Below are 25,347 nucleotides of genomic sequence, written 5' to 3' on the forward strand. Positions count from 1 at the left end.
ATGCGGTTTGAGGGCAAGACGGCCTTGGTCACAGGTGCCGCGGGAGGGATCGGGCAGGCGATCGTGCGCGGATTACGCGCCGAAGGGGCGCGTGTCGCAGTGACGGATCGTGATACCGGCGGCATAGAGGCCGAGGCGCATTTCGATGGCGATTTGCTGGATGGTGCGTTTTGCGATGCGCTGCCGGGTCGTGTGGCCGATGCGCTGTGTGGGGTCGACATATTGTGCAACAATGCCGGCGTGATCACGCGCGGCGATATCACCACTGCCAGCGACGCGGATTATGCGCTAACGATGGGGGTGAATGTCGAGGCACCGTTTCGTATCGCTCGCGCGGCGATCCCGATAATGGCGGCGGCGGGGGGCGGGGCGATCGTCAATACCGCCTCTTGTTGGGGGTTACAGCCGGGTCCGAACCATCCCCTGTATGTGATGTCCAAGGCGGCGATTGCGTCGCTGACAGAATGTCTGGGTCGCGACCACGCGCATCAGGGTATCCGCGTGAACGCGGTCTGCCCGAATGAGGTGAATACCTCGATGCTGCGCACCGGCTTTGCCGTTCGCGGGCTGGATCCGGATCAGGCCATCGCAACGTTAAATGCCTCCGTACCCCTGGGCCGAATTGCAGAGCCTGACGATATTGCCGATGTGATCCTCTTCCTTGCGTCCGACGCGGCGCGCTACATGTGCGGGGCCTTGGTGCCGGTGAATGGCGGGAAACCGGTTGTATGAGCGTCTTTGCGGGAAAAGTGGCGCTGGTTACAGGCGCGTCCAGCGGCATGGGTCTGGCCACGGCGCGTTTGCTGGCGAAGGGCGGTGCGCGGGTCTTTGCCGCACAGCGCGGCACATCAGAGTTCGAGACTGTTTCAGCTGACTTTGTCGATCCTGACGCGCCTGAGAAGGTGGTGAAGGCAATCAGCGACGCAGCCGGGCGGCTGGACATTCTGATCAACAACGCCGGCGCTATGCGCGAAGGTACGGTAGAGGAAACCTCGCTAGATGACTGGCATCTACAGTTACAGGTGAACCTGACCGCGCCGTTTCTATTTATCCGACACGCGATGCCGCTGCTGCGGGCGTCCAAAGGCGCGATCGTCAATGTTGGTTCAATCGAAGGGTTGGGATCAAATCCACGCCACCCGGCCTATGGTGCGTCCAAGGCCGGGCTGCATGGCCTCACTCGCGCCGTGGCAGTCGATCACGGCCCTGACGGGGTGCGCTGCAACGCGGTTGCGCCGGGCTGGATTGATACCGAACTGAATGATGATTTCATCGGCAGCCAGCCCGATCCCGTCGGGTTTCGCCGTCAGATTGGCGGCATTCATCCGATGCGCCGTACGGGTGCGCCCGACGAGGTGGCGCAACTGATCTGCTGGTTGGCCTCGGATGCGGCCAGTTTCGTCACCGGGCAGGTTTACACTATCGACGGTGGACGTACCGCGCAGTTGAGCCTGCCATGAAGGTAACCAGGCTGCCGCGTGATCCCGGTGTGTCCGGCTGGAATGCGCTCTTACCGATCGCTGCCTCTGCCGAGGTGTTGGAGGACGCCATCACCGCCGATTGGCTGGTGATCGGGGCTGGTTTTGCGGGATTGGCGGCCGCGCGGCGGCTGGCACAGTTGCATCCCGGCGACCGGATCGTGATGCTGGAGGCCAGCCGCGTTGGTGCTGGCCCTGCTGGGCGCAACTCTGGGTTTATGATCGACCTGCCGCACGATCTGGCATCCGAGGATTATGGCGGTGCGTTGGAGCGGGACGCGGCCCAGACCCGCGCCAACCGTGCGGGCATCAATTTTGCCGCAGAGATGGCAACGGAATACGCGCTGGGGGATGAGGCATTTGCGCCTACGGGCAAGGTGAATGGGGCGGCCTCTGACGCGGGGCATCAGAACAATCTGGATTACGCGGCACATCTGACTGCGATGAACGAGGCGCATGAGATGCTTGATGCGTCCCAGATGCAGGAGATGACCGGCTCGAGCTACTATTGCAGCGGTCTGTTGACCCCCGGAACGGTAATGATCCATCCGGCGATGTTCGTTCGCGGGGTCGCGGATGGCTTGCGCTTATCGGGGGTTCGAATTTTCGAGAGCAGTCCGGTGATCAGCCTGTCGCGCGACGGTGCATGGCTGGCGACGACGCCGGGTGGATCCATCAGTGCGCCGCGCGCAATACTGGCGGTTAACGGACATGTGAACAGTTTCGGGCATTTTGCGCAGCAATTGCTGCATGTCTTTACCTACGCCTCGATGACCCGCGCGTTGACGTCAGAGGAATGCGCGACGCTGGGAGGAGATCTGCGCTGGGGCATCACGCCTGCGCATCCGCTGGGCACCACGGTGCGGCGTATTTCTGGGACTGGCGGCGATCGGATCATCATTCGCAACCGGTTTACGATGGATCCGTCCATGGAAGTGTCGGGCAGACGTATCGCGCGGGTGGGGCGTGATCACGACCGGGCCTTTGTCGCGCGATTTCCGATGCTGGGGGATGTGTCGATGCAATATCGCTGGGGTGGTCGGTTGTGCCTAAGCTGGAACAACGTGCCGGCGCTGGGCGAAGTGGATGAAGGGCTGTTTTCGGCTTGCTGTCAGAACGGGCTGGGCACTGCCAAGGGCACGTTGCACGGGATGTTGACGGCGGATCTGGCCTCGGGTCATCATACGCCGCTGTTGCACGACGTCATGGCGCAACCCGCGCCGCGCCGCTTGCCGCCGGGGCCGCTGACCTACCTCGGGGCGAATGCAACGATGTTGTGGGGCGAACACAAGGCCGGAAAAGAGTTCTAGGGTATGCCGGTGTTTCAGCCCTCTGCCAGATCCCGAAGAATAGGACAATCGGGACGATCATCGCCTGCACAGGCGTCAACCAGATGCGACAGGGTGGCCTGCATGGACTGAAGGGCGGCAATCTTGTCCTCAATCTGAACCAGATGATCGCGCGCTAGTTGCTTAACGTCACTCGACGATCGGCTTTCATCTTCGTAGAGGCCCAGCAATGTGCGGCAATCCTCTATCGAGAATCCCAGTGCACGGGCGCGGCCCAAAAACGTCAGCTTGTGCGCGTCGGCCTCGGAAAAATCGCGGTAGCCGCTTTGGCTCCTTGCCGGTTGGATCAGACCGATTTCCTCGTAGTAGCGAATGGTTTTTGGCGGCAATCCAGAACGCCGGGCTGCGTCTCCTATGTTCATGGCGCTTCTCCATCGCGCAGCGGGGCCTTTAACCCACGCAGGCGCAGTGCGTTGCTGACCACAAAGACTGAAGACATGGCCATCGCCCCCGCCGCCAACATCGGTGATAGCAATAGCCCCGAGATCGGATAGAGGACCCCGGCCGCGACGGGGATCAATGCCGCATTATAGGCAAACGCCCAGAACAGGTTCTGCCGGATATTGAGCATCGTTCGTTCCGAGACATGTCGCGCGGTGACCGCCCCACCCAAATCGCCCGAGATCAGCACCACATCAGCGGCCTCAATGGCGATATCAGTGCCGGTGCCGACCGCGATGCCGATATCAGCCTCTGCCAGCGCGGGCGCATCATTTATTCCGTCCCCGACAAAGGCGACCGGGCCATGGTCCGCACGTAACGCACGTATCGCGTCACGCTTGCCCTCTGGCAGGACCTCGGCGATCACGTCGTCGATGCCCAGATCCTGGGCGATGACATTGGCGGCAGCGGCGCTGTCGCCGGTGATCATAACGGTGTGCAGCCCGGCCTGATGCAATGCGGCGATTGCGCGGGCGCTGGTGGGCTTTACCGTATCAGACACGCCGATAACGGCGGCTATTTTGCCATCAATCGAAACGAAGACCAGCGTTTGACCTTTTGATGCCATTCCTGATGCCGGAGTATCCAGTTCTGTAATGTCGATACCGTGATCCGCTATCATCTTTCGATTGCCGATGATCATCGCGTGCCCGTCAACATCTGCGGTGATCCCATGCCCGGCATGTGCCTGAACATGAATCGCGCGCGGTACGGTCAGTCCCTCTGCTGCCGATTCTATGGCGCGGGCCAGCGGATGTTCTGATTGCGCCTCGACTGCTGCCGCGAGGCGCAACACCTCATTGCGATCTATGCCAGTAGCCAGTGTTACATCCACGACGCGCGGCTGGCCTTCGGTCAGTGTTCCGGTCTTGTCAAAGGCGACGACAGAGGCGCCTGCCAGACGCTCCAGCGCCTCGCCCCGGCGAAACAGCACACCCAGTTCTGCTGCTCGCCCTGTCCCGACCATGATGGATGTCGGCGTTGCCAGACCCATTGCGCAGGGGCACGCGATGATCAGAACCGCGACACCCGCAACCAGCGCATGGCTAAGCGTGGGTTGAGGACCAAACAGAAGCCATATCAGAACCGTGATCGCCGCGATGACCATAACGACGGGAACAAAGATGCCCACCACTCGGTCGGCCACGGCCTGTATCGGCAAACGGGCACCTTGGGCCTCCTGCACCATCTCGACAATGCGCGCCAGCATAGTTGCTTGTCCGACGGCCGCTGCGCGAATGCGCAGCACGCCAGAGGTGTTCGTCGTGCCACCGATTACAGGTTGTCCGGGGCCTTTGGCGACGGGCATCGGTTCGCCGGTGATCATACTTTCATCAATGTGGCTGGTGCCTTCTATCACCTCGCCGTCGACGGCAATCCGCTCGCCGGGGCGCGTCTCGATCACGTCCCCGACCTGCACCGATTTCAATGGAATAGACTCTGGTTTACCATCGCGCAGAACGCGGACGGTATCGGGCTGAAGACCGATCAGGTGCTGGATCGCGGCGCCGGTTTGGCCGCGTGCGCGGGCCTCCATCCAGCGGCCGACCAGAACGAGCGTGACGATGACGCCCGCAGCCTCGAAGTAAACGGCCGTGGCACCCGCGGGGAGCACGCCCGGCGCAAAGAGTGCGACACTACTGTAGCCCCACGCGGCAAGAGTGCCGAGTGCGACGAGGCTGTTCATCTCGGGTGCGCCGCGCAACAGGGCGGGCAGCCCCTTTTGGTAAAATACGCGGCCGGGCCACAACAGGACGAGGGTGATCAGAACGAACTGTAGCGCCCAAGACGTGGTCATTCCGATGCTGTGATGAATGACGTCATGCAACGACGGAATCAGGTGGCCGCCCATCTCGATCAGAAACACCGGCAATGTCAGCACAGCCGCGATGATCGCGGCACGCCTTGATTGCGTGATTTCGTCTTGATTTCGATCTGAATCAGACTCTGTTTCACCTGAAATCGGCTCTGATGCATAACCTGCTTCGGTCAGAGTACGCGCCAGATCATCTGGGCTGGTCGCGCCGGCCAGATAGGTGACCTGTGCCCGGCGCGTTGCCAGATTTACACGAGCGTTCAGAACGCCCGGCGCGGCGTGCAACGCGGCCTCGGCTCGTCCGACGCAGGACGCGCAAGTGAGACCGGTCACGTCCAGTTCTGCCTGCGATTGCTGGGCAGGATACCCGGCCTGCGCCAACGCGTTCGACACCTCAGACGGGGACGCTGTGCCTAGTTTAATCCTTGCGGAGCGGGTGGCGAAGTTGACTGTCGCCAGATCAATCCCGGGCAGTGTCTTCAGCGCATTCTCGACCCGGCCGACGCATCCGGCGCAGGACATTCCATCGATTTGGATAGTCATTGTGGTGTTCATCTGCCACTCCTTCGATGGCAGAGATAAGGCTTCCAGTAACTGGAAGGTCAAGGGGTAGCGTAAGGGAAATGCGACATCGGTATAACGTCGGTATCACATCGGTATCGTATCGGTGGTTGGTCCGGCGTGTGCCTGGCTGAAGCCCGGCCTACCCGCTGTTGCGGTAACGGAAAACCCCGGTGGCCGTGGCGATGACTGTACCCGTGTGATCGGTCACGCGACCTTCGGCAAAATAAGTCTTGCGCCCGCCGCCGGTGCGCCAGCCTTCGGCGATCAGTACTTCGCCGGCAGCCTGTGCCAGATAATTCACCGTCAACGACAGGGTCAGTGCCATCTGTTTACGATCCGGATCGCCAGTATAACATCCGGCATATCCCATCGCGCTGTCCAGCAGCGTCGCGTGAATACCGCCATGAGGCAGGCCCTGCCTGTTCATCAACGTATCGGCGATCGGGATCTCGATCCGGGCATAGTCCTGCCGCCACGCAGTCATCCGCATGCCCAGATGCGTCTGAAGCGGATAATTCGGTTCAATCAGTTTCGGGTCCAACGCGTCTGTCATGTCGATTGCCTCTTGTTCTGCTTGGCCCTACCGGGCTGAATTGTGTCGGGTCGTGCGGTCAGACCGCGTGCCAGAGCCTAATTTCCCATGTTCAGGCGCTGTTCTCGGTATAATAGCGGGTCAGCCACCGGGCGATCAGTGCGGGCTTTTCGCCGCCTTCAATCTCGACCCGAACGGACCATGTGTTCGACACCTGTCCCGGAATCGTATCGTCAGACCGGAGCAGCCGGAACGCGCCGCGCACCTGCGCGCCTGCATGAACCGGAGACAGAAAGCGAAGCTTGTCAAAACCATAATTCACGCTGCGGGTCACATCTGCCGGCAACGGCAGAGCATCGCAATACATCGCGGACAACAAGGAAAGACTGAGAAATCCGTGCGCGACGGTGCCGCCAAAGGGCGTCTGTGCCGCCTGAACGGGATCGGTATGGATGAATTGCCAATCTTCGGTGACATCGGCAAAGGCATCAATGCGGCTCTGATCAACCTTGAACCAGCGCGAAAACGTCTCGGTATCGGTCATTACTGTGCCCTGCGCAGATCGGGCAGAACATAGTCCGCAAATTGTTGCCTCAGGGTCAGCTTGGACACTTTGCCAGTCGCAGTGAGCGGCAGGGCATCGACGTAGATCACGTCATCCGGCAATTGCCATTCGGCGAAATGCGCGGCCATGTGATCGTGCAAAGAGGACAGGTCAGGCGGCGGCTCTGATCTGGCTACGGCGACGAGAATGGGCCGCTCGTCCCATTTTGGGTGCGGCATGGCGATCACTGCGCAGCAGGTGATACCGGGGTGGGCTGTTGCGACATTCTCGAGGTCGATTGAGCTGATCCATTCGCCGCCGGATTTTACCAGATCCTTGGCCCGGTCGTGTACGGTTAGCCGCCCTTGGGAATCTACAGTGGCAATATCTCCGGTGGCGAACCAGCCATCGGCGTCGATGGCGGCTGCGCTGGCGGCAGTATTATCGAAGTAGCCGGAAATGATGCTGTTGCCGCGCACGTGCAACTCGCCAGTGCCGTGCCCGTCGTGGGGGATCAGCGCACCGTTGTCGCCGACCAGTTTGAAGTCGACGCCAAAGCACCGCTGTCCGGCGTTGGTCTGGGCCGCCATCCGGGTGGCGGTGTCCAGCGTGGCGATGTCCGGTCCGGGGGTGCCGCGTGCGCCGACCGGGCTCATCTCGGTCATGCCCCAGCAGCGGCTGACCTGTATGCCACGTTCCTCATAGGCCAGCGCCAGCGAATTGGGCATGGCAGAGCCGCCGACAACCAGATCAAGGAACCCAGCAGGCGGGCGGCCGCGGTTTTCAATCTCGGCCAGCAGTCCGGCCCAGACAGTGGGGACGCCCCATGCTGAATAAACCTGCTCTGCCTCCATCAGGGACCACAGGCTGGTCCCGTCCAGCGCGGAACCGGGCATGACCAGCGTCATACCCATTAGCGGCGCGGCATAGGGCAGGCCCCATGCGTTGGCGTGAAACAGCGGGACGACCGGCATGGCACGATAGCCCGCGCGAAAGCTGCTGGTCTGGCTGAGTGGCACCATCATCGTATGTAAAACAGTGGATCGGTGGGTGAACAGCGCGCCCTTGGGATCGCCGGTGGTGCCGGATGTATAGCACAACGCGGCGGCAGTATCTTCGGGCAGATTGGGCCAATCATAGGCTGTAGGCTGGTCAGCGAGAAACTGTTCGTATGAAGCAAAGACAGTCTCTGTTTCGGCCTGAATCGCATTCTCCGTGAGCGTAACGAAGGCCAAGTCGGCGGGCAGACGATCCCTCAGCCGGTCAATCAGCGGGATAAAATCCGGTTCGAGAAACAGTATCCGGTCGCTCGCGTGGTTGAAGATATAGATCAGTTGGTCGTCTGAGAGGCGCGGGTTGATGGTGTGACAGACAGCGCCCATGCCGGAGATGGCGAAGTATAGTTCAAAGTGGCGGTGGGAGTTCCATGCGAGGGTCGCGATCCTGTCGCCTTGGCGTATGCCGTGGGCAGTCAGGGCATGGGCGAGTTGTGCCGCACGGGCCAGTGCGTCGGGGTAGGTATATCGATGAATGCCGTCCGGGGTCGCGGATACGATGCCCTCATGTGGTGTGACCTCTGCCGCATGGGTCAGGATGTCGATAATCCGCAGGGGCCGGTGCATCATCATCCCCTTCATCTGCCGACACCTTTCGCGATTACGTGTTCGCGCGCACGGTGGCACAAAGCGGTTTGGTGATCAATTCCCGCACCCGGCCCTTGACGTTGAACCGCCAGACCCGCAAGTAGCAGGCAATCCCTCATGCAGGAGAAAGCAGATGTCCTTGGACCGTTCCATCAAAATTGCTCCGTCGATCCTTTCGGCGGATTTTGCCAATTTCGGCCAGGAGATCGAGGCGATCGAGGCCGAGGGCTGTGACTGGGTGCATGTGGATGTGATGGACGGGCATTTCGTACCGAACCTCACCTTTGGCCCGCCGCTGGTCAAGGCGATCCGCAAACACATCAAGACGGTGATGGATGTGCATCTGATGATCGCGCCGGTCGATCCCTATATCGATGCCTTTGCCGATGCAGGCGCGGATGTTCTGACGGCGCATCTGGAGGCCGGGCCACATATCCACCGCACGTTGCAGGCCATTCGCGGTGCCGGGTGCAAGGCCGGTCTGGCGCTGAACCCCGGTACGGGGGTCGGTGATGTCGCGCATCTGTTGGATATGGTTGATCTGATCTGCGTGATGACGGTTAATCCCGGTTTTGGCGGACAGAAGTTCATTCACAGTCAGGTCGACAAGGTTAAGACCCTACGCGAGATGATCGGCGACCGGCCTATTCATATCGAGATCGACGGCGGCATCACGACCGAAACCGCGCCACTGATGGCGGCGGCGGGGGCGGATGTGCTGGTGGCGGGATCGGCTGTGTTTACGGGTGGCAGTGTCAGCAATCCGGCACCCTATGGCCAGAACATCCGGGCGATCCGGGATGTTGCCGAGGCCGCGCGCGCCCGCTGAGCAATCAGCCCTTTTGACGCGCGCCGACTACGACGGCGAGAAAGCACAACATAGGCAGCAAGGCCAGAATCGAGATAGGCAGCAAGGCCAGAATCGAGCCGATTTTTCGCGGTTGCCTCGCCGATTCTGGTACGTGAAAAATGGGGCCGTGCGCGGCGTGTGACGAAGGCTGACGCGCGGGCGCGTATCAGTATATTGGGGGGGTATGGTGATTTATGTGATTCCCGATATTCACGGGCAAAAGGCTATGCTCGACACCGCGCTGGCGCGGATCGAGGCGGATGGAGGTGCCGACGCGCCGCTGGTCGTGTTGGGTGATCTGGTGGACCGTGGGCCAGACAGCCGGGGCGTGATCGACACGCTGATGCGGGGACAGGCCGCCGGGCGCGACTGGACCGTGCTGCGCGGAAACCACGATCAACTGTTTGTGGATTTTCTCGAGCGCGGACAGATACATTCGGCCAATATTATATCGGGGCGCAGCTGGCTGAATGAGCGGCTAGGCGGGGCGCAAACGCTGGCATCCTATGGTGTCGACAGCAGCGAGGATGCGCCGAACTGGCAGGCGGCTTGCGCGGCGGTTCCAGACGCGCATGTGCGCTATCTGAAGGGGTTGCCGTATTACCACCTGCAAGATGACAAGTTGTTCGTCCATGCCGGAATCCTGCCGCAGGCACCGCTGGAGTGGCAGAGCGAAAAGGACATGATCTGGATCCGCGAGCCCTTTCTCAGCTATACGGGGCGATGGCCGTGGCTGGTGGTGCATGGACATACGGCGCAGGACTATCCCAGCCATCATGGCAACCGCGTCAATCTGGATGGCGGCGCGGGCTGGGGCAGGCCGCTTTACCCGGCGGTGTTTGATGGGGATGATTGCTGGTTATTGACCGAAACGGGGCGCGTTCCGCTGCGTCCGTGATCCGCGTTGTGACGGAAAGTCATGTTTGCCAGCGGTCCGTGATCCGCGATAACGTTCGACAAAGCAAATCAAGGGGATCGTGACATGACGGATATTGTAATTCTGGGCGGCGCGCGGACAGCCATCGGCACCTTCGGCGGATCGTTGGCCGGTGTAAAACCAACCGAATTAGGTGCGCATGTTGCGCGTGCGGCGCTGGAACGGTCCGGGGTCGAGGGGGGCCAGATCGGGCATGTGGTCTTTGGCCACGTGATCAACACTGAGCCGCGCGACATGTATCTGAGCCGTGTTGCCGCGATGGATGCGGGTATCCCCGCGAGCACGCCCGCGATGAACGTGAATCGTTTGTGCGGATCGGGTGCGCAGGCCATTGTGTCGGGCATTCAATCGCTGATGCTGGGAGATTGCGATTATGCGCTGACCGGCGGAGCCGAGAGCATGACGCGTTCGCCCTTTATCAACCCCGATCAGCGTTGGGGCGCCAAGATGGGCGATATTCGGACGCTCGACATGATGTTGGGCGCACTGAACTGTCCGTTCGGGACCGGACATATGGGGATCACGGCCGAGAATGTCGCGGCAGAGCATGAAATCAGCCGCGAGGCGCAAGATGCCTTTGCGCTGGAGAGCCAGAACCGCGCGGCGGCGGCGATCAAGGCCGGGTATTTCAAGGATCAGATCGCGCCCATCGACGTGAAAGTGCGCCGGGATATGGTGGCGTTTGATACAGACGAGCATCCCAAGGCGACGACGGCAGAGGCGCTGGCCGGGCTGCGCACGGCGTTCCAGAAAGACGGCACCGTGACGGCCGGCAATGCGTCGGGCATCAATGATGGTGCGGCGGCGATTGTTATGGCGCGTGGCGATGCCGCGCAAAAGGCAGGTCTGAAACCGCGCGCGCGGGTATTGGGCTATGCCCATGCGGGCGTGCGCCCCGAGGTGATGGGCATCGGTCCGGTCCCTGCGGTCGAGGCATTGTTGGCGCGGACAGGCTTGAGCGCGGATGATTTTGACGTGATCGAGTCGAACGAGGCATTCGCGGCGCAGGCGCTGGCGGTGAACAAGGGGCTGGGGCTGGACCCGGCTAAGGTCAATCCCAATGGCGGCGCGATTGCGCTGGGTCACCCGGTCGGCGCAACAGGTGCCATCCTGACGATCAAGGCGATGTACGAGCTGGAACGCACCGGGGGATCAAAGGCGCTGATTACCATGTGTATCGGCGGTGGTCAGGGTATCGCGCTGGCAATCGAGCGGGCCTGATAACAGCAGACTCTAATCCAGCCGGATCGTGACCCTTGAGGCGCGACCGCTGGCGTCGATCACCGATAGTTGAGAGAACCCTGTGCTGAGTCCCATCAGCTGGGCCTGACGGGTGTGCACGCCAGTCAGCAGGGGTGTGCCGTTGGCCATCCATGTAAAGGGTGGTTTGCCGTCGCGAACCTTGACCGGTAGCCCATATTCGCTGGACGCGAGCCGTGCGCCGTCGGGGGGAAAGATCAGCTTTGGTGCGTCCGGTGCGGCGGTAAAGACCGCATCGCGTGGGGTGAAGCGGCGCAGGGGTTGTGGCAGTTCAGCGGTGGACAAGATCAGTGTTTCGGGTGGTGGCGCGGGCAGGGGGTCGCGTGTTTCTTTTAGCCGCTGGAAGGCTTCGAACAGCACCGGCGCTGCCAGATCACCGCCAAAGGCGCCGGGAACGGGTGTCCCATCCGGTCGTCCGATCCAGACACCGGCCACATGCGCGCGGTCATAGCCGATGGCCCAGGCATCGCGGTGCCCGTAGGAGGTGCCGGTCTTGTACGCGAGTGTGCGGCGCGGGGCGTTTGGTGGCGGCGAGAGGCCCGCGAGGATATCACCAACCTGCCATGCAGCAGAGCGGCTGAGGATACGTTGGCGTGCCCCTGTCGGTGCCGGATCGCGCCAATAGAGCGGGGTCGCCTGACCGCCCTGAGCGATGGCGGCATAGACCTGCACCAGATCCGTCAGGCTGATCCCGACGCCCCCCAATGCCACGGCCAGTCCGGCGCGGTCGCCGGACATGGCAGTCTGCGCGCCAGTGCGACGCAGGGCGTCCATCAGATGCGCCGGGCCGATTTCGTTCATCAGCAGGATCACGGGAATGTTCAGCGATTGGCGCAGTGCCTCTGTCACCGTCAGTTCACCCCGGAACTGGCCATCAAAATTCTGCGGTGCGTAGCGGCCAAAGGCAACCGGGCGGTCATCAATCAGGGTTTGCGGATGTGCCAACCCACGGTCAAAAGCCATGCCGTAAACCAGCGGTTTGAGCGTTGATCCGGGCGAGCGCAGAGCCTGCGTCATGTCAATGAAACCCTGCCGCGCATCTGCGCCGGTCAATCCGGCAGACCCGACAGAGGCGAGGATTTCTCCGTTGCGGTGATCGGCCAGCACAATCGCGACGGACAGGTTGCGGGGCAGGCCGCGCAGGGCCTTGGCAGCCAGTGTTTCCAGCTTGGTCTGGAGCAGGGCATCCAGCGTCAGGTGATGACGGGTTTGCCCCGGTGCCGCGTTGCGTGCCCGGTCGGCCATATGTGGCGCGATGGCAGGGAAGGCGCGGCGCGTGGTTGGGACGGGTTCTGTCAGCGCGGCCTCGGCGGCCTCGGTCGTCAGTCTGCCAGCGAGAACGAGCCGGTCCAGCACGCGGTCGCGTGCGGCCCATGCTGCAGCGTGGGCGCGGTCGGGGCGGCGGGCCTCGGGCGATTGCGGCAGGGCGACCAGCAGCGCCGCCTCGGCGGGGGTCAGGCGGTTCGGTTCCTTGCCGAACCACGCCAGCGTGGCGGCGCGGATGCCCTCGAGGTTGCCGCCATAGGGGGCGTGGGTCAGGTAGAGGGTGAGGATCTGATCCTTGGTCAGTTGTCGTTCCAGTGCGAGGGCGACGCGCATCTGGCGCAATTTGCCGGTCCATTGTCCTGTGCCGCTGTCCTCAAGCAGACGGGCGACCTGCATGGTCAGGGTCGAGCCGCCGGATATGATTTCGCCATTCCATGTGGCTTGCCACGCGGCGCGGAGCATGGCGTGCGGGTCTATCCCGGCATGGGTGGCAAAGCGTTTATCCTCATACCCGATCAGCATGTCGATGAAGTTCGGGTCGACCTGCCCCAACGTAACGGCCAGCCGCCAGCGTCCGTCGGCGACGGTGTAGACGCGCAGCAGACGGTCCTCGCGGTCGCGTATTTCGGTTGATGTTTCGCTAAGGAGCGGTGGCAGCCGAGTAGCATCAACCCATAGGTCGAGGCGATCACGAGCGTAGCCCGTGACCGTCAGCATCAGTGCCAGAACCAAAAGGAGACGGTCAAGCCGCACCATGCGATCCGCCTTTGACAAGAGCGAGGCCCGTCGCGAAGGGACGGGCCTCTGGAGGTTATTCGGCGACAGTCATTGCGCCGGTGTCGGTATGGGCCCGGTATCGGGGGCGATACATATCCTCGACCGTTGCCGCCGGGTGATGGTAGCTGCCCGGTGATATGGCGCGTACGATGTAGGCCAGTGTGAGCGGATCATTACTGCGCCAGTCGACAGCGGCAATAAAGCGGTCCGAGCGGAACTCGGAATGCTCGGCATTGGCGGTTTTTAGCCAATCAAGCGAGCGCACATCGCCCGAGCGCAGCAGGTTCGGGTTGTCGATCTCCAGCCCTGCGGGCAGCGGATCGTTGATGATCAACCGGGCCTCGCCCTTGCCGGCGGGCAGCACCTTGATCACTGCGACCAGACGCGCGCCGCTGCTGACATTGTCCAGCGTTGCCGCGTTGCCGTCCAGATCGTAGTAGCTGCGTTCGATCCGGTAGCCGTATCCGCCAGCTGCCTCAGGTATCTGCGGCACGCCGAGGGTGGTCAGCGTGATGTCGGTCGCTGTACCACCGGTGTTGCGGATCGCCTGAGGTGTCAGCGTTTCGGCCTCGACCATGCGCACGAAAGGACCGGCAACGGCCTCGCCGTTCAGGGTCAGTCCGTTCGCGGACGGATCGTCGATCAGCGCGCGCGCCGCCAGCAGGGTCCATGCCTGTTCCTGCGTGGACATATGCGGACCGGTGCGGCCCAGTTCGCTGGCCAGTTGGGTGGTATCGGCGGCCTGACTGCCCGCCTCGACGATCAGCGCCAGAACGCCGGCCCGATCACGGTATTGCGTGCCGTAATCGGCGCGCCAGAGCTGGCCTTCGTCCGTGGCGGTCTTCGACATGCGGTCGACCGCCGCGCGGAACATCCGGTCGGCGCGGGTTTGATCTCCGTATGACGCGAGTGCCGCACCCAGCTGTGCCAGTGCCAGCGGCGTGGCGAAATCGCCTGCCTTGACGTCGGCGTAGTAGCGCAGGTCACCCATGCGGGCGGCACCTTCGCGGGCCAACACCATCAGCGCATAGGCGACATCCTGACCACCATTGTCGAAGTCGGGTGCATAGTTCAGCCGGTTGCGCAGGTTATCCATCGCCATCGTGAACGCGCGGTCGGGGACGTCGTGCCCTTCGGCGCGGGCGCGGCTGAGGAAGTCGGCGACGTAGGAATCAAGCCAGAAGTCACCCGATTCCGCGCGCCACAGGCCAAACGCCCCACCCGAGGTCTGACGGGTCAGGACACGTTCGATGCTCTGCTCGATGCGCAGGGCGATCTGCGCGTCATTGCCGAGGTTCAGCGCCTTTGCCACTTGGTTATAGTAAAGCAGGGGCATGGCGCGCGACGTCACCTGCTCGGTACAGCCATAGGGGTAGCGGTCAAGCGCCTGCAAGAGCGCGGGCGCATTGAGCCGCGCCAGCGGTCCGGCGGAAATCACCGCCTGTCCGCTGCCGGGCTTCATCGCGGCAAAGACAGCGTCATCCAGTGTGAACGTATCGCCTGCCGCCAGTTCGAACCGGCGGGTTTCAGATACGGCCGGATCATTGGACCGTACGGGTAAGGTCAGCGATTTGGTCAACTGCTTGCCATCGGGTGTGGTCAGCGCGATCTGCACCTCGTAATCGCCAACATCGCCAGCGGTGATAGGCAGGCTGAAGGATGCCTTGGCGTTGGTGTCCAGATCGAAACCTGACGGGATATTGCCCGCAAGCGTGACGCCCGGAGCACTGACATCAAGGCCCATGCGGCCTGTGGGGCCGGTGGCATGTACGATTTCCAGCAACAGGCGGCTTTGGTCGCCCGGAGCGAGGAACCGGGGCAGTGACGCGGTCACAACGACCGGGTCACGCACCAGCACATCGGCTGCGGCCTCGCCGACTGCGCTGCCTGACCACGCGATTGCCATTAGGCGTACGGTGCCGTTGAAATCGGGGATGTCAAACTGCGCCTCTGCGGTGCCATCGGCATTCACGGCTATCGGGCCGGTGAAATAGGCCACCAACTCGTCCGTCGGGGGCGGCGATTGCATCTGCATCCCGTTGCCTGCGTCACCGCCCGAACGGACCTGCCCCTGCGCGCCATTCATTCCGTCGATGAGACGGCCATAGATATCGCGAATTTCCACGCCAAGGCGGCGTTGGCCAAAGTAGTGTTCGGACGGGTTGGGGCTGTCGAACCCGGTAAGGTTCAGAATGCCCACATCCACGGCAGCGAGGGTCACATAGCCAGTGCTGCCCTCTGCCAGTCCGTCCACATTAACGGTCGCGGTCATTGATCCGCGTGGTGTCATCGCCTCGGGGGCGTCAATGCTGACGTTCAGAGATTTGGCACCCGGATCAATCTTGGCATAGCTCAGGCCCAGCGCACGCGCCGGGTTCTGACCGGCGGCCACATCCATCGGGCGGATCACCTGCGCCGTGACATAGGCACCGGCGCCCCAGTCATCCGTGACCGTCAGAGGGATGGTGTTTTCGCCCTCGGCAACTTCGACCGCCTGCATGTCGATCACGCGATTGGACATCACGGTGATCAGCGCGGTGCCCGCATAACGCGGTACGATCCGAAGTTGTGCGGTATCGCCAGAGCGATAGCCCTCGGCATCAAGTGACAGTTCCAGCGTATCGGGCGTCTGGCTGGTATCGGCAGGGGCGTACCAGCCTGCGTAGAAATCGTCAGATGCGGCAACATAAGCCCCATCGGTGCGTTCCACGACCAGCTCGTAGCGGCCCCATTCCACATCGCCGGAGATCGTCAGCGGGGTATCGCCCAATGCGCCGCTGCCAGAGGCAACCCGCTTGCGGGTCGTAACTGGTTCCCACTCCCAATTGCCCCATTGCTGATACCATTGATAGCGGGTGCTGACGCGGTTCAGAGTCCAGTTGACCTGCATCGGTTCGCGGTTCAGATCAGATCCGAGGCCAATGACGCTAAAGCGTGCTTCGCCGCCTTCGGGCACGACGCCGTCGAATTCTGGCTTGATGCCGATCATCGACCCTTGGGGGGCGACCATGCGTTTAATCTGGCGCTCTACCGGGCGGCCAGAGCCTTCGCGCAGGCGCAGGGCGATGGTGGCCTCGAACGGACGATCGTTGGCGTCCATTTCGGGCAGTTCCAGCGGCACGGACAGGTTGCCTGCGGCGTCAGTGGTATAGCTGTCCATATAGGACGCACGGCTGGAGGCCTGCGCGTCGTAGCGGCCAAAGACGTAGCCGGGGAATTCGTCGACGCTGCGGCGGGGGCGCAACAGCAATTCGCCCTCGGATTTCAGGCCCGCGCCGGGTGCGCCAAAGAGGTATTTGGCGGCAACCTGCAAGTCGGGCAGATCGCTGGCCTGCATCAGGCCCTCCGGCAGAGTCAGGTCAAAGTCGATCCGTTCGGGCAGGAAATCCTCGACCAGCAGTGACTGTGTTGCCAGCGCGGGGGCGTCAACGTCAGCCTTGATTTCCAACTGCCATGTGCCGCGCGGGGCGGTGCCCGCGATAGGCATGTCAAAGACGTGCCCGCCCGCCGCATCATCGGCAGAGAAGTGGCGCGCGTATTCCACCCCGTCGGGGCGGGTCAGAATCGCGGTCAAAGGCAGGCCGGTGATGGCCTCGGCGACGCCATCACGGGCCAGTGCCGTGGCATGGATCACCTCGCCCGCGCGATAGGCACCGCGATCGGTGGCAAGAAACACATCGACCGGCGGGGCTGGTGGGCGTCCCTCGACGCCACGATCGGACAGGTCAAATGCCGGGTCGGTCAGCGACAGGAACGCCATGTCCTGTTCGCCGGCCTTGGCAAGGATCAGCGCCGGTGCCGCGCCGTCGGTGCCGCGCGACAGACCGGGGTCAAAGCGTACGTGGCCTTGGGCATCGGTGGTGGCGGTGCCCAGTACGCTGTTAGCGCGCGACAGCAGGGTGATTTCGATCCCGTCCAGTGCGTCCGCATCAGACAGGCCGCGGGCAAACACATGCAGCCCGTCGGTGCCGTTGAGCGTGGTGAGGCCCAGATCGGTCAGGACGAACCATTGCAGCGCGCCGGGATCATCATAGTGCGGAACGCCTTCGATCCGCGCACCCAGCGTGTAAATACCCGGCGGTTGGTCGGCCAGCACGTCGCCCAGTGGCAGGCGGGTGGTCATATTCTGGTTGAGGGTGTTCTGTACCTCGCCGATGCCGGTCCAGACTTCCTCTGAGATGTTCTCTTCGAACGTGTTGGCCTGATAGTCGCTGATCGGGCGGCCGAAATAATCGTCCTGCATGGCGCGCAGCAGGTTGCGGTCACTGACGCGGCGCAGGACCAGATTGACCGTGTCGAGGTTCACGGTCTCGATCGGCAGGGCCGCGTCGACGGCGCGGGGCAGCACATAGGCGCGCCCTGGAAAGCTGACATTGGGCGAGCGGTCGCGGATATACAGCGACAGTTCGACATCCTTGATCAGCTTTTCGCCATTCGCCGCAGGCAGGCCCTTGCGGAAGGTGACGGTGTAACGCTGCCCGTGCTGGACGCCGTCGATGCAAATCTGACGTTCGTCAGGCTGGACCACGAGATTGGCGTCGGGAAGCTGCACAAAGGGCGTGTAATCTGTACCGGCCTCGATCAGAGGTTCGGAAAATTCGGCGCAGATGCGTGGTGCGGCTGCCTCGTTATCGGCGCGGTGTTCGGTGATGCGAAAGCCGTATTTGGCGATGGCGCTATCCAGCGCGGCGGTCACATCCGCTCGCGGCTGAATTTCGCTGGCCAGACGCAAGGCCTGAACCATGTCCCGCCCGCGGCGATCCTTTTCCAATGCGTCGGCCAGCACCATCAGCGCATTGACGCGCGCGCCGTCATTGCGGGCGCGCAGATAGCCATTGATGGACGCCTGAAGCGCCTGATATTTATACTTGTTCTGGTCTTTCTGAATCAGTAGCGACAGCCGGGCGTATTCGGTCCATTGATCGGCGGCATCGGTGATGGATGTGGCCGCCCCGGTCCAGCGCATTGCGTTGAGGTAGTCATTTTGTTGCAGGCGATCCTGCGCCGCCTTGAGCATTGCCTCGGCCGACCATTGTCCGGCGGGGTGCATGCCGCCGATGCGACGCGCCAGATCATTGGCGTTTTCGATCATGTAGCTGCCAGTGAACTCCAGATCGGCGATGCGGCTGTCCACTTGGGCCATAACTGCCTGATCGGTGGGCAGAATACGCGCGGAATACGCGCCTTCATAGGCCACTTCCTTGGTGACATCGCTCTTGGGGAAGCAGGCGTTGGATTTGGAATTGAAAGTGAACGCCTGACACGCGGGATTGTTCAGGCAGGCATTTCGGCAGGTGACATAGCTGGTGTCAAAAATTGCCTGCAAATCCGAGCCGTAGTAATCAATATCATTGGTCACGACAGCGCGTCGGTCGGGAAATCCGGATTGCGCCGCCACTTGGGCAGCAAAGACGATCAAGGCGATTACGGAAAACAATGCGCGGAGCATGGGCACCCTCCTGAAAATGGACAGCGGCATGGTGCCATGCAGTTGGGCCTTCTGGCAATGATTCCAGACCGACTATTAAATAGTTGTTCACCTTGATCGTCGAATGTCATGTCGAATGACACTGTGGCACGGCGGAGGGCGGCAATGAGCCTTGCCAATAAATTGGCGCAGGAACGGCGCTCCAGACTGGCTGCGGAGCGGCTGTTGGAGCAAAAACAGGCTGAGTTGCACGAGGCCAATCGCAAACTGGGGCATCACGCCCGCAAGCTGTCCGATGAGATCGTCGTCACCCGCGCCAAGGTGCAGACGGTTCAGGACGAAAACCAGCGCGTGAAATCCGATCTGACGGTGGCCAATGAGAAGGTCGAGATCGCCGAGCGGCGGCTGTGGCATTCGATCGAGGCTATTCAGGACGGCTTTGCCTTTTTTGATGACAACAGCCGCATGGTGGCAGCAAATCCCGCGTATATGGCCGTTTTTGAAGGGCTGGAGGATATACGGCCCGGTGTCAGCTATGTGGAAATCCTGCAATTTCTGACCGAAGAAGGTATCGTCGATATTGGCGATCAAAGGCCCGCCGCATGGCGTGAAACGATGCTGGATCGCTGGCAGAGCCCGGAACCCGAGCAGGCCATCATCCGATTGTGGACTGGGGCGTATATCAAACTGATCGACCGACGCGGGCATGGCGGCGATGTGGTCAGTCTGGCGCTGAACATCTCTGATACGGTGCGCTACGAAGAGCAACTGAAAGAGGCGCGGCGCAAGGCCGAGGCGGCAAACCGGGCGAAATCATCGTTCCTCGCGAATATGAGCCACGAGATTCGCACGCCGATGAATGGTGTCGTCGGCATGGCAGAGTTGTTGCAGGATACCCGACTGACTGACGAGCAGTTGCTTTACGCCAATACGATCAAGAATTCGGGCGAGGCGTTGTTGGTGATCATCAATGATGTGCTCGATTACTCCAAGATTGAGGCCGAGAAGCTGGTTCTGCATCCCGAGCCGTTTGATCTGGAACGGTGTATTCACGAATTGATCATGTTGATGCACCCCAAGGCGCGTGATCAGGGTTTGGACGTCGTGCTGGACTATGACCTGTTCCTTGCCACCGAATTCATCGGTGATCCGGGGCGGTTGCGGCAGGTCCTGACCAATCTGATGGGTAATGCGATCAAGTTTACCAAGGTCGGGCAGGTCGTGGTCCGCGTGACCGGCGTGCCGGATGCTGAGTCCGGGAATGTAACGGTGCATGTCGCGGTCGAGGATACCGGGATCGGTATTCCGGCTGACAAGATCGATCATGTGTTTGGGGAGTTCAACCAAGTCGATGATGAGCGCAATCGCATGTTCGAGGGCACCGGGCTGGGATTGGCGATTTCACAAAAACTGATTCGTCTGATGGGTGGTGAAATCTGGGCCGATTCAGTCGAGGGCGTGGGATCGACCTTTGGCTTTCAGATTACGATGCCGGTGGCGGGCTGCGACGCCCCTGCAAAGCCCGCGCTTTCGGGGATGTTGCAGCGTGTGATGGTGGTGGACGGCACTGAAATCAGTCGGATGATCGTGCAAAAGCAGTTGGCGCTGCTGGGGGTTGAGACCGTCTGCTGCGCGAATGCAGTCGAGGCGCTGGAGCAGCTGGACGGGCGGATAGATCTGGTGCTGAGCGATCACATGATGCCCGATATGGATGGGTTGGCCCTGACAATGGCAATTCGCGAGTCCGGCAATGACGTGCCAATCATCATCCAGAGCGCGAACACCGGGCAGATCGAAAGTGATGCGGCGCGCAACGAGCTATGCGCGGTGCTGCACAAGCCTGTCGCTCGACAAGAATTGTTCGCGACGCTGGCTGGGTTGGAGGATGTATTGCGGCGCGACGTGCGCACAGCGGCGGCGCCGGTCGTGGATATCGGCGCTGCAGGATTGTCGCCTGAATCGACGCCGAGACAAAGAACCCCACAGCCGAGCGCGCAGCGCAGTATGCGCGTGCTGGCCGCAGAGGATAACCGGACCAATCGGCTGGTCTTTGGCAAGATGGTCAAGGCGCTGGATATCACTCTGGAGTTCGCCGCCAATGGCCACGAAGCTGTCGACCTCTATCAGAGTTTTGCGCCGGATATCGTGTTCATGGATATTTCGATGCCCGGTATGGATGGCAAGGAGGCGACGCAGGCTATTCGAAAACTGGAGAAAATATCGGGCGGTCATGTTCCGATCATCGCGATGACAGCACATGCATTGAACGGCGATGACGAAAGTATTCTGGCTGCGGGGCTGGATCACTACATGACCAAACCGCTGCGCAAGGCGCTGATTCACGACCATATCCGCAACGCTTGCCCTGACGGGGTGCGCGCGCCGTTGGCAGAGATTGATAGTGCCTAGGCCGCCTTGGCGGCTACTTCTTTGCGGACAAACACCGGGCGGTCCACCTCGGACATATCCGGCTGGAATGCGTAGCCGCCCACATCGAATGCGTGGAGCGCGCCGACATCGCGCAGGCGGTGTTGCACGATGTAGCGCGCCATGGCACCGCGGGCTTTCTTGGCAAAGAAGCTGATGATCTTTGGGGTGCCGGCGCGCTCTTCCATGAAAACGGGGGTGATCACGCGCAGGTCGAGCGCGTCGGTGTCCACTGCGCCGAAATATTCCTGACTGGCGCAATTCACCAACACGTCGCTGGCGGTCTCTGCCGCCTGGGCATTCAGGGACCGCGAGATTTTCGCGCCCCACCAATCATAGAGCGATGCGCCGCGCGGGGTCTTGAGCCGACTACCCATTTCAAGGCGGTAAGGCTGTATCGCATCGAGTGGGCGCAGGGCACCATAAAGGCCGGAAAGGATGCGCAGATGATCCTGCGCGTAACGCATTTCGTCCTCGCTGAGGGTGCTGGCCTCTAGCCCCTGATAGGTGTCCCCGGCAAAGGCGAGCGCTGCTGGTTTGCTGTCCATCGTGCCGAAATCGCGGAACCGGTCGGCGTTGAGCTTGGCCAGCGGCGCGCTGATCTTCATCAGCTTTTGCAGATCGGCCTCGGTCAACTGGCGGGCGTGTTCGACCAGTGCCTCTGCCTCGTCCAGAAACGCGGGCGTGGTGGCGGTAATCCCCTCTGCCGGGTTCATATCGAGCTTTTTGGCGGGTGAGACGACGACGAGCATGTGGTCTTCCTAACTAATGGGTGCCCCTCTGATTTAGGGGTTACCGTGCAGAACGTCCAGAAATGCATCGCCGAACCGTTCGGCGCGCTTGTCGCCCAGAATACGTGCCATCTGTGCCGGATCACGCGGGCGGGTTTCGGCGATGCGGGTGATCAGGGAGGCGGAGCAACTGAGGGGTTTTTCCAATCCGTCGGTCCCGCGCGAGAGTTGCGAGCCGACTTCTGTCAGACGATCATATAGGTCGCCAGCGTCGCGACCGGCCAGCTTGCGGCGGCTGGGGTGCATCTGGGCCGCTTCGCCGTTGATCACGGCGAGAAAGGCGTCACCGTATTGATCCAGCTTTTTCGCGCCGACACCGCCGATGCGTGCCATCTGGTCCAGATTTTCGGGGCGCGCCTCGGCCATTTCGATCAGGGTGCGGTCATTGAACACTACGTAGGCCGGTACGCGCGCGGCCTCGGCAAAGGCGCGGCGTTTGGCCTTGAGCGCAGAGAGCAGCGGCGCGTCCTCGTCGGAAACCAATGCCTTGACCGCCGGGCGGCGGGCTTTCGATGTCAGCGTGTCCTGTCGCAGGGTGATTTGCGCCTCGCCCTTGAGGATCGGCACCGCAGGGTCGGTCATGCGCAGGGCGCCGTGGCGTTCGGGGTCGGGACGGATCAGGTCGTGGCCCATCATCTGGCGGAATATGCCCTGCCACATGGGGCGGGCGATGTCGCGGCCGACGCCAAAGGTGGGCAGAGCGTCATGGCCGCGCGCGCTGACCTTGTCCGTGACCTTACCAGTGAGAACGTCGATCAGGTGGCCTGCGCCAAAATATTCGCCGGTGCGCAGGATCGCCGAGAGCGCCTTGCGCACTGCTTCTGTCCCGTCAAAGGTGGCGGGGGGGCTGTCACAGAGATCGCAATTGCCGCAGGGCGCGGCATCTTCGCCAAAATAACCCAGTAGCTGCACGCGGCGACATTTCAGCGCCTCAGCCAGACCCAAGAGGGCATTCAGGCGAGTGTGATCGGCAGCGCGGCGTTCTGGTGGGGCCAGCCCTTCGTCAATTTGGGACCGGCGCAGGCGGATGTCGTCAGGGCCAAAGAGCGTGAGCGTTTCGGCGGGGGCCCCATCACGGCCAGAACGGCCGATTTCCTGATAATAGGCTTCGATAGATTTCGGCAGATCGGCGTGGGCGACCCATCTGATGTCGGGCTTGTCCACGCCCATACCAAAGGCGACGGTGGCGACGACGATAAGGCCGTCCTCGGTGTTAAAGCGGTGTTCGACATGGCGGCGCGCGTCGGCGTCCATGCCGCCGTGATAGGCGCAGGATGAATGCCCGGCCTGACCCAATGCCTGTGCCAGTGTTTCTGTGCGCGCGCGGGTGCCGCAATAGACGATGCCGGATTGACCTTTGCGCGCAGCGGCGAAATCCATGATCTGCCGACGCGGTCCATCCTTGGCCGCAAAGGCCAGATGGATGTTGGGACGGTCAAACCCGTGCAGGAAAGTGGCCGGGGGTGTGCCATCGAACAGTTTCTGCACGATCTCGGCCTGCGTTTCGGCATCTGCCGTGGCGGTGAACGCGGCGAGCGGGACATTCAGTGCGCGGCGCAATTCACCGATGCGCAGGTAATCGGGGCGGAAATCGTGGCCCCATTGGCTGACGCAATGAGCCTCGTCCACAGCGATCATGCTGACGCCGATGCGGCGCAGCATGTTCAACGACGATCCGGCAGCAAGCCGTTCAGGCGCGATATAGAGGAGTTTGAGCCGCCCATCGTCCAGTGCGCGCCAGACGTCTTCGGTCTCTTCTTCGGTATTGCCCGAGGTCAGCGCGCCCGCCTCGACACCGGCAGCGCGCAGGGCACGGACCTGATCGCGCATCAACGCGATGAGCGGCGAGATGACGACAGTCACACCCTCGCGCATCAGGGCTGGTAGTTGGAAACACAGTGATTTTCCGCCACCAGTGGGCATGATCGCCAGCACGTTCTGCCCGTCTGCGACTGCTGAAACGATATCCTCCTGACCGGGCCGGAAGGCATCGAATCCGAAAACATCGCGCAAAAGCGTGGCGGCGCCTGACATTATTGGTCCTGTTAGATTTTGTTCAACTGCTCTGACTGTCAGTTTTTCACACTAAGAATCGGTGAACAAGGGTTCGGTGGTATTACTTTGCCTGCATGATCACGAAAGCCCGGACTGCAAGGCCGCAGGCCGCCCTGGCTTTGACGAGTTTAATGGGTCCGGACCCTAAAATATTGACGGGTAAACGTGAACCGCGCGGTTCTATCGAAACGCTTCAGTAAAACGCTGTAGCGTTGTTGAACAGCACGATCCGCAATGCATAGACCGCGACCAGTGCCACAAGAGGGGCAAGGTCGATGCCGGACATCGGCGGCAGGATGCGGCGGATGCGGCTGTAGATCGGGTCAAGCAGACGTTCCAGACCGCCCCAGATCTGTGCGACCAATGGCTGACGCATGTTCAGCACCTGAAAGTTGATCAACCACGACATGATCACATGGGCGATGATCACGAACCACAGGATATCAAGGATCAACATGATGATCTGAAATAGCGATGTCATGGGCGTGCCTGTCTTTGCAAAATCGCCTCACAGGTAAGGCGCAGCGCGGCAAAGCGCAAGGCTTACGCCGGGTGACGGTTGACGTTGAGGTAATGCGGTATGACATAGCAACGCAAAGGAGCCTGCCCATGTACCCCGTCGTCCGAATGTTCTGGCAATTGTTCAAACACCGTAATGATCCGGCGCTGCCACTGACCGGCACCCATGTGTCGCATCATTACTGCCTGCCGTGGGACATTGATCTGTGGATGGAGCTGAACAACGGGCGCACCCTGACGCTGTATGATCTGGGGCGTATTCCGTTGGCGCGGCGTTCAGGTCTGGTGGGTTTGCTGCGCAAAAACCGTTGGGGTCTGACCATGGCGGGGGCGGCGGTGCGGTATCGCCGACGTATTCGCACCTTTGAGCGGATCGAGATGCGCAGTCGTGCGCTGGGATGGGACGCGCGGTTCATCTATCTGGAGCAATCCATGTGGAAGGCGAATGGTGAATGTGCCAATCAGATCGTCTATCGTTCGGCGATCACCGGGGCAAAGGGGATCGTCCCTCCTGCCGAGGCGTTGTTGGCGATGGGGCATGACGTGGAGTCGCCAGAGTTGCCGGGTTGGGTGCAGACGTGGCTGGAGGCCGAGGACCAACGCCCGTGGCCGCCGATTCAGGCCCCTGACATGCAGGAATAACTTGCCCCGATAACGCCTTGGCTGTCAT

18 protein-coding genes are annotated in these 25,347 nt (G+C 61.7%); 8 read left to right on the top strand and 10 right to left on the bottom strand.

Going from position 1 to position 25,347, the window contains the following annotated elements:
* Genes N7U68_RS12635 through N7U68_RS12645 form a run of 3 tightly spaced genes read left to right on the top strand, consistent with a single transcriptional unit; the run spans nt 1 to nt 2,788 of the window.
* On the top strand, nt 1-732 hold the full coding sequence (locus N7U68_RS12635; protein WP_263047028.1) for an SDR family NAD(P)-dependent oxidoreductase: 732 nt from the start codon (nt 1-3) through the stop codon (nt 730-732).
* Nucleotides 729-1,460 carry an SDR family NAD(P)-dependent oxidoreductase gene (locus N7U68_RS12640; protein ID WP_263047029.1) on the top strand — a complete coding sequence of 244 codons (732 nt, stop codon included), beginning with the start codon at nt 729-731 and terminating at the stop codon, nt 1,458-1,460. Before N7U68_RS12635 ends, N7U68_RS12640 begins: the two co-directional genes overlap by 4 nt.
* Nucleotides 1,457-2,788, top strand: a complete 1,332-nt coding sequence (locus tag N7U68_RS12645; RefSeq protein ID WP_263047030.1) for an NAD(P)/FAD-dependent oxidoreductase — start codon at nt 1,457-1,459, stop codon at nt 2,786-2,788. The genes N7U68_RS12640 and N7U68_RS12645 overlap by 4 nt, the downstream gene beginning before the upstream one ends.
* Nucleotides 2,789-2,802: 14 nt before the next feature.
* On the opposite strand, the gene cueR is transcribed toward N7U68_RS12645, so the two are convergent.
* From cueR to N7U68_RS12670, 5 genes are all read right to left on the bottom strand, one after another.
* On the bottom strand, nt 2,803-3,189 hold the full coding sequence (cueR, locus tag N7U68_RS12650) for a Cu(I)-responsive transcriptional regulator (RefSeq protein WP_263047031.1): 387 nt from the start codon (nt 3,187-3,189) through the stop codon (nt 2,803-2,805).
* Nucleotides 3,186-5,627 (bottom strand): heavy metal translocating P-type ATPase, encoded by a 2,442-nt coding sequence (locus N7U68_RS12655; protein WP_263047032.1) that lies wholly within the window; start codon nt 5,625-5,627, stop codon nt 3,186-3,188. The genes cueR and N7U68_RS12655 overlap by 4 nt, the downstream gene beginning before the upstream one ends.
* Before the next feature lie 160 nt (nt 5,628-5,787).
* The gene (locus N7U68_RS12660; RefSeq protein WP_165194995.1) at nt 5,788-6,201 is read right to left on the bottom strand and encodes a PaaI family thioesterase; all 414 of its coding nucleotides are present in this window, start codon (nt 6,199-6,201) and stop codon (nt 5,788-5,790) included.
* A gap of 91 nt (nt 6,202-6,292) precedes the next feature.
* Nucleotides 6,293-6,724: a MaoC family dehydratase gene (locus N7U68_RS12665; RefSeq protein WP_263047033.1), complete on the bottom strand. Its 432-nt coding sequence runs from the start codon at nt 6,722-6,724 to the stop codon at nt 6,293-6,295.
* Entirely contained in the window at nt 6,724-8,346 is a 1,623-nt protein-coding gene (locus N7U68_RS12670) for a long-chain-fatty-acid--CoA ligase (protein ID WP_308446139.1), read from the bottom strand. The genes N7U68_RS12665 and N7U68_RS12670 overlap by 1 nt, the downstream gene beginning before the upstream one ends.
* A 154-nt stretch (nt 8,347-8,500) precedes the next feature.
* Between N7U68_RS12670 and rpe the strand changes: the two genes are divergently transcribed.
* The 3 genes from rpe to N7U68_RS12685 all read left to right on the top strand — a co-directional run bounded on the left by rpe (nt 8,501) and on the right by N7U68_RS12685 (nt 11,375).
* Nucleotides 8,501-9,196, top strand: a complete 696-nt coding sequence (gene rpe, locus N7U68_RS12675; protein ID WP_263047034.1) for a ribulose-phosphate 3-epimerase — start codon at nt 8,501-8,503, stop codon at nt 9,194-9,196.
* A gap of 205 nt (nt 9,197-9,401) precedes the next feature.
* Nucleotides 9,402-10,115 carry a metallophosphoesterase gene (locus tag N7U68_RS12680; protein ID WP_263047035.1) on the top strand — a complete coding sequence of 238 codons (714 nt, stop codon included), beginning with the start codon at nt 9,402-9,404 and terminating at the stop codon, nt 10,113-10,115.
* Nucleotides 10,116-10,199: 84 nt separating this feature from the next.
* Nucleotides 10,200-11,375 (top strand): acetyl-CoA C-acyltransferase family protein, encoded by a 1,176-nt coding sequence (locus N7U68_RS12685; protein WP_263047036.1) that lies wholly within the window; start codon nt 10,200-10,202, stop codon nt 11,373-11,375.
* Between the two features lie 12 nt (nt 11,376-11,387).
* Here N7U68_RS12685 and pbpC read toward each other — a convergent pair whose 3' ends face one another.
* The gene (gene pbpC, locus N7U68_RS12690; RefSeq protein ID WP_263047037.1) at nt 11,388-13,436 is read right to left on the bottom strand and encodes a penicillin-binding protein 1C; all 2,049 of its coding nucleotides are present in this window, start codon (nt 13,434-13,436) and stop codon (nt 11,388-11,390) included.
* Nucleotides 13,437-13,491: 55 nt separating this feature from the next.
* A complete protein-coding gene (locus N7U68_RS12695) occupies nt 13,492-18,906 on the bottom strand; it encodes an alpha-2-macroglobulin family protein (protein WP_263047038.1) in 5,415 nt (1,804 codons plus the stop codon).
* A gap of 144 nt (nt 18,907-19,050) precedes the next feature.
* Here N7U68_RS12695 and N7U68_RS12700 point away from each other — a divergent pair, with 144 nt between their 5' ends.
* Entirely contained in the window at nt 19,051-21,294 is a 2,244-nt protein-coding gene (locus N7U68_RS12700) for a response regulator (RefSeq protein WP_263047039.1), read from the top strand.
* Here the strand turns inward: N7U68_RS12700 and yaaA are convergent.
* The 3 genes from yaaA to N7U68_RS12715 all read right to left on the bottom strand — a co-directional run bounded on the left by yaaA (nt 21,291) and on the right by N7U68_RS12715 (nt 24,639).
* Nucleotides 21,291-22,064 (bottom strand): peroxide stress protein YaaA, encoded by a 774-nt coding sequence (yaaA, locus tag N7U68_RS12705; RefSeq protein ID WP_263047040.1) that lies wholly within the window; start codon nt 22,062-22,064, stop codon nt 21,291-21,293. The two genes, N7U68_RS12700 and yaaA, sit on opposite strands and share 4 nt — an antisense overlap.
* 33 nt (nt 22,065-22,097) lie before the next feature.
* Nucleotides 22,098-24,137, bottom strand: coding sequence for a DNA helicase RecQ (recQ, locus tag N7U68_RS12710; RefSeq protein ID WP_263047041.1), 2,040 nt, complete (start codon nt 24,135-24,137; stop codon nt 22,098-22,100).
* A 214-nt stretch (nt 24,138-24,351) separates the two neighbouring features.
* Nucleotides 24,352-24,639 (bottom strand): YggT family protein, encoded by a 288-nt coding sequence (locus N7U68_RS12715; RefSeq protein ID WP_263047042.1) that lies wholly within the window; start codon nt 24,637-24,639, stop codon nt 24,352-24,354.
* Nucleotides 24,640-24,767: 128 nt separating this feature from the next.
* Here N7U68_RS12715 and N7U68_RS12720 point away from each other — a divergent pair, with 128 nt between their 5' ends.
* A complete protein-coding gene (locus tag N7U68_RS12720) occupies nt 24,768-25,319 on the top strand; it encodes an acyl-CoA thioesterase (RefSeq protein ID WP_165194973.1) in 552 nt (183 codons plus the stop codon).
* Nucleotides 25,320-25,347: the final 28 nt, after the last annotated feature.

This window comes from Roseovarius pelagicus (assembly GCF_025639885.1).
In the GTDB taxonomy this organism is placed as follows: domain Bacteria; phylum Pseudomonadota; class Alphaproteobacteria; order Rhodobacterales; family Rhodobacteraceae; genus Roseovarius; species Roseovarius pelagicus.

Excerpts from the sequence above, each read along its gene's own strand:
- yaaA (WP_263047040.1), bottom strand. The coding sequence starts at position 22,064 with ATGCTCGTCGTCGTCTCACCCGCCAAAAAGCTCGATATGAACCCGGCA.
- N7U68_RS12680 (WP_263047035.1), top strand. The coding sequence starts at position 9,402 with ATGGTGATTTATGTGATTCCCGATATTCACGGGCAAAAGGCTATGCTC.
- N7U68_RS12640 (WP_263047029.1), top strand. The coding sequence starts at position 729 with ATGAGCGTCTTTGCGGGAAAAGTGGCGCTGGTTACAGGCGCGTCCAGC.
- N7U68_RS12720 (WP_165194973.1), top strand. The coding sequence starts at position 24,768 with ATGTACCCCGTCGTCCGAATGTTCTGGCAATTGTTCAAACACCGTAAT.
- cueR (WP_263047031.1), bottom strand. The coding sequence starts at position 3,189 with ATGAACATAGGAGACGCAGCCCGGCGTTCTGGATTGCCGCCAAAAACC.
- N7U68_RS12715 (WP_263047042.1), bottom strand. The coding sequence starts at position 24,639 with ATGACATCGCTATTTCAGATCATCATGTTGATCCTTGATATCCTGTGG.
- rpe (WP_263047034.1), top strand. The coding sequence starts at position 8,501 with ATGTCCTTGGACCGTTCCATCAAAATTGCTCCGTCGATCCTTTCGGCG.
- recQ (WP_263047041.1), bottom strand. The coding sequence starts at position 24,137 with ATGTCAGGCGCCGCCACGCTTTTGCGCGATGTTTTCGGATTCGATGCC.
- pbpC (WP_263047037.1), bottom strand. The coding sequence starts at position 13,436 with ATGGTGCGGCTTGACCGTCTCCTTTTGGTTCTGGCACTGATGCTGACG.
- N7U68_RS12695 (WP_263047038.1), bottom strand. The coding sequence starts at position 18,906 with ATGCTCCGCGCATTGTTTTCCGTAATCGCCTTGATCGTCTTTGCTGCC.
- N7U68_RS12685 (WP_263047036.1), top strand. The coding sequence starts at position 10,200 with ATGACGGATATTGTAATTCTGGGCGGCGCGCGGACAGCCATCGGCACC.
- N7U68_RS12665 (WP_263047033.1), bottom strand. The coding sequence starts at position 6,724 with ATGACCGATACCGAGACGTTTTCGCGCTGGTTCAAGGTTGATCAGAGC.
- N7U68_RS12700 (WP_263047039.1), top strand. The coding sequence starts at position 19,051 with ATGAGCCTTGCCAATAAATTGGCGCAGGAACGGCGCTCCAGACTGGCT.
- N7U68_RS12670 (WP_308446139.1), bottom strand. The coding sequence starts at position 8,346 with ATGCACCGGCCCCTGCGGATTATCGACATCCTGACCCATGCGGCAGAG.
- N7U68_RS12655 (WP_263047032.1), bottom strand. The coding sequence starts at position 5,627 with ATGACTATCCAAATCGATGGAATGTCCTGCGCCGGATGCGTCGGCCGG.
- N7U68_RS12645 (WP_263047030.1), top strand. The coding sequence starts at position 1,457 with ATGAAGGTAACCAGGCTGCCGCGTGATCCCGGTGTGTCCGGCTGGAAT.
- N7U68_RS12635 (WP_263047028.1), top strand. The coding sequence starts at position 1 with ATGCGGTTTGAGGGCAAGACGGCCTTGGTCACAGGTGCCGCGGGAGGG.
- N7U68_RS12660 (WP_165194995.1), bottom strand. The coding sequence starts at position 6,201 with ATGACAGACGCGTTGGACCCGAAACTGATTGAACCGAATTATCCGCTT.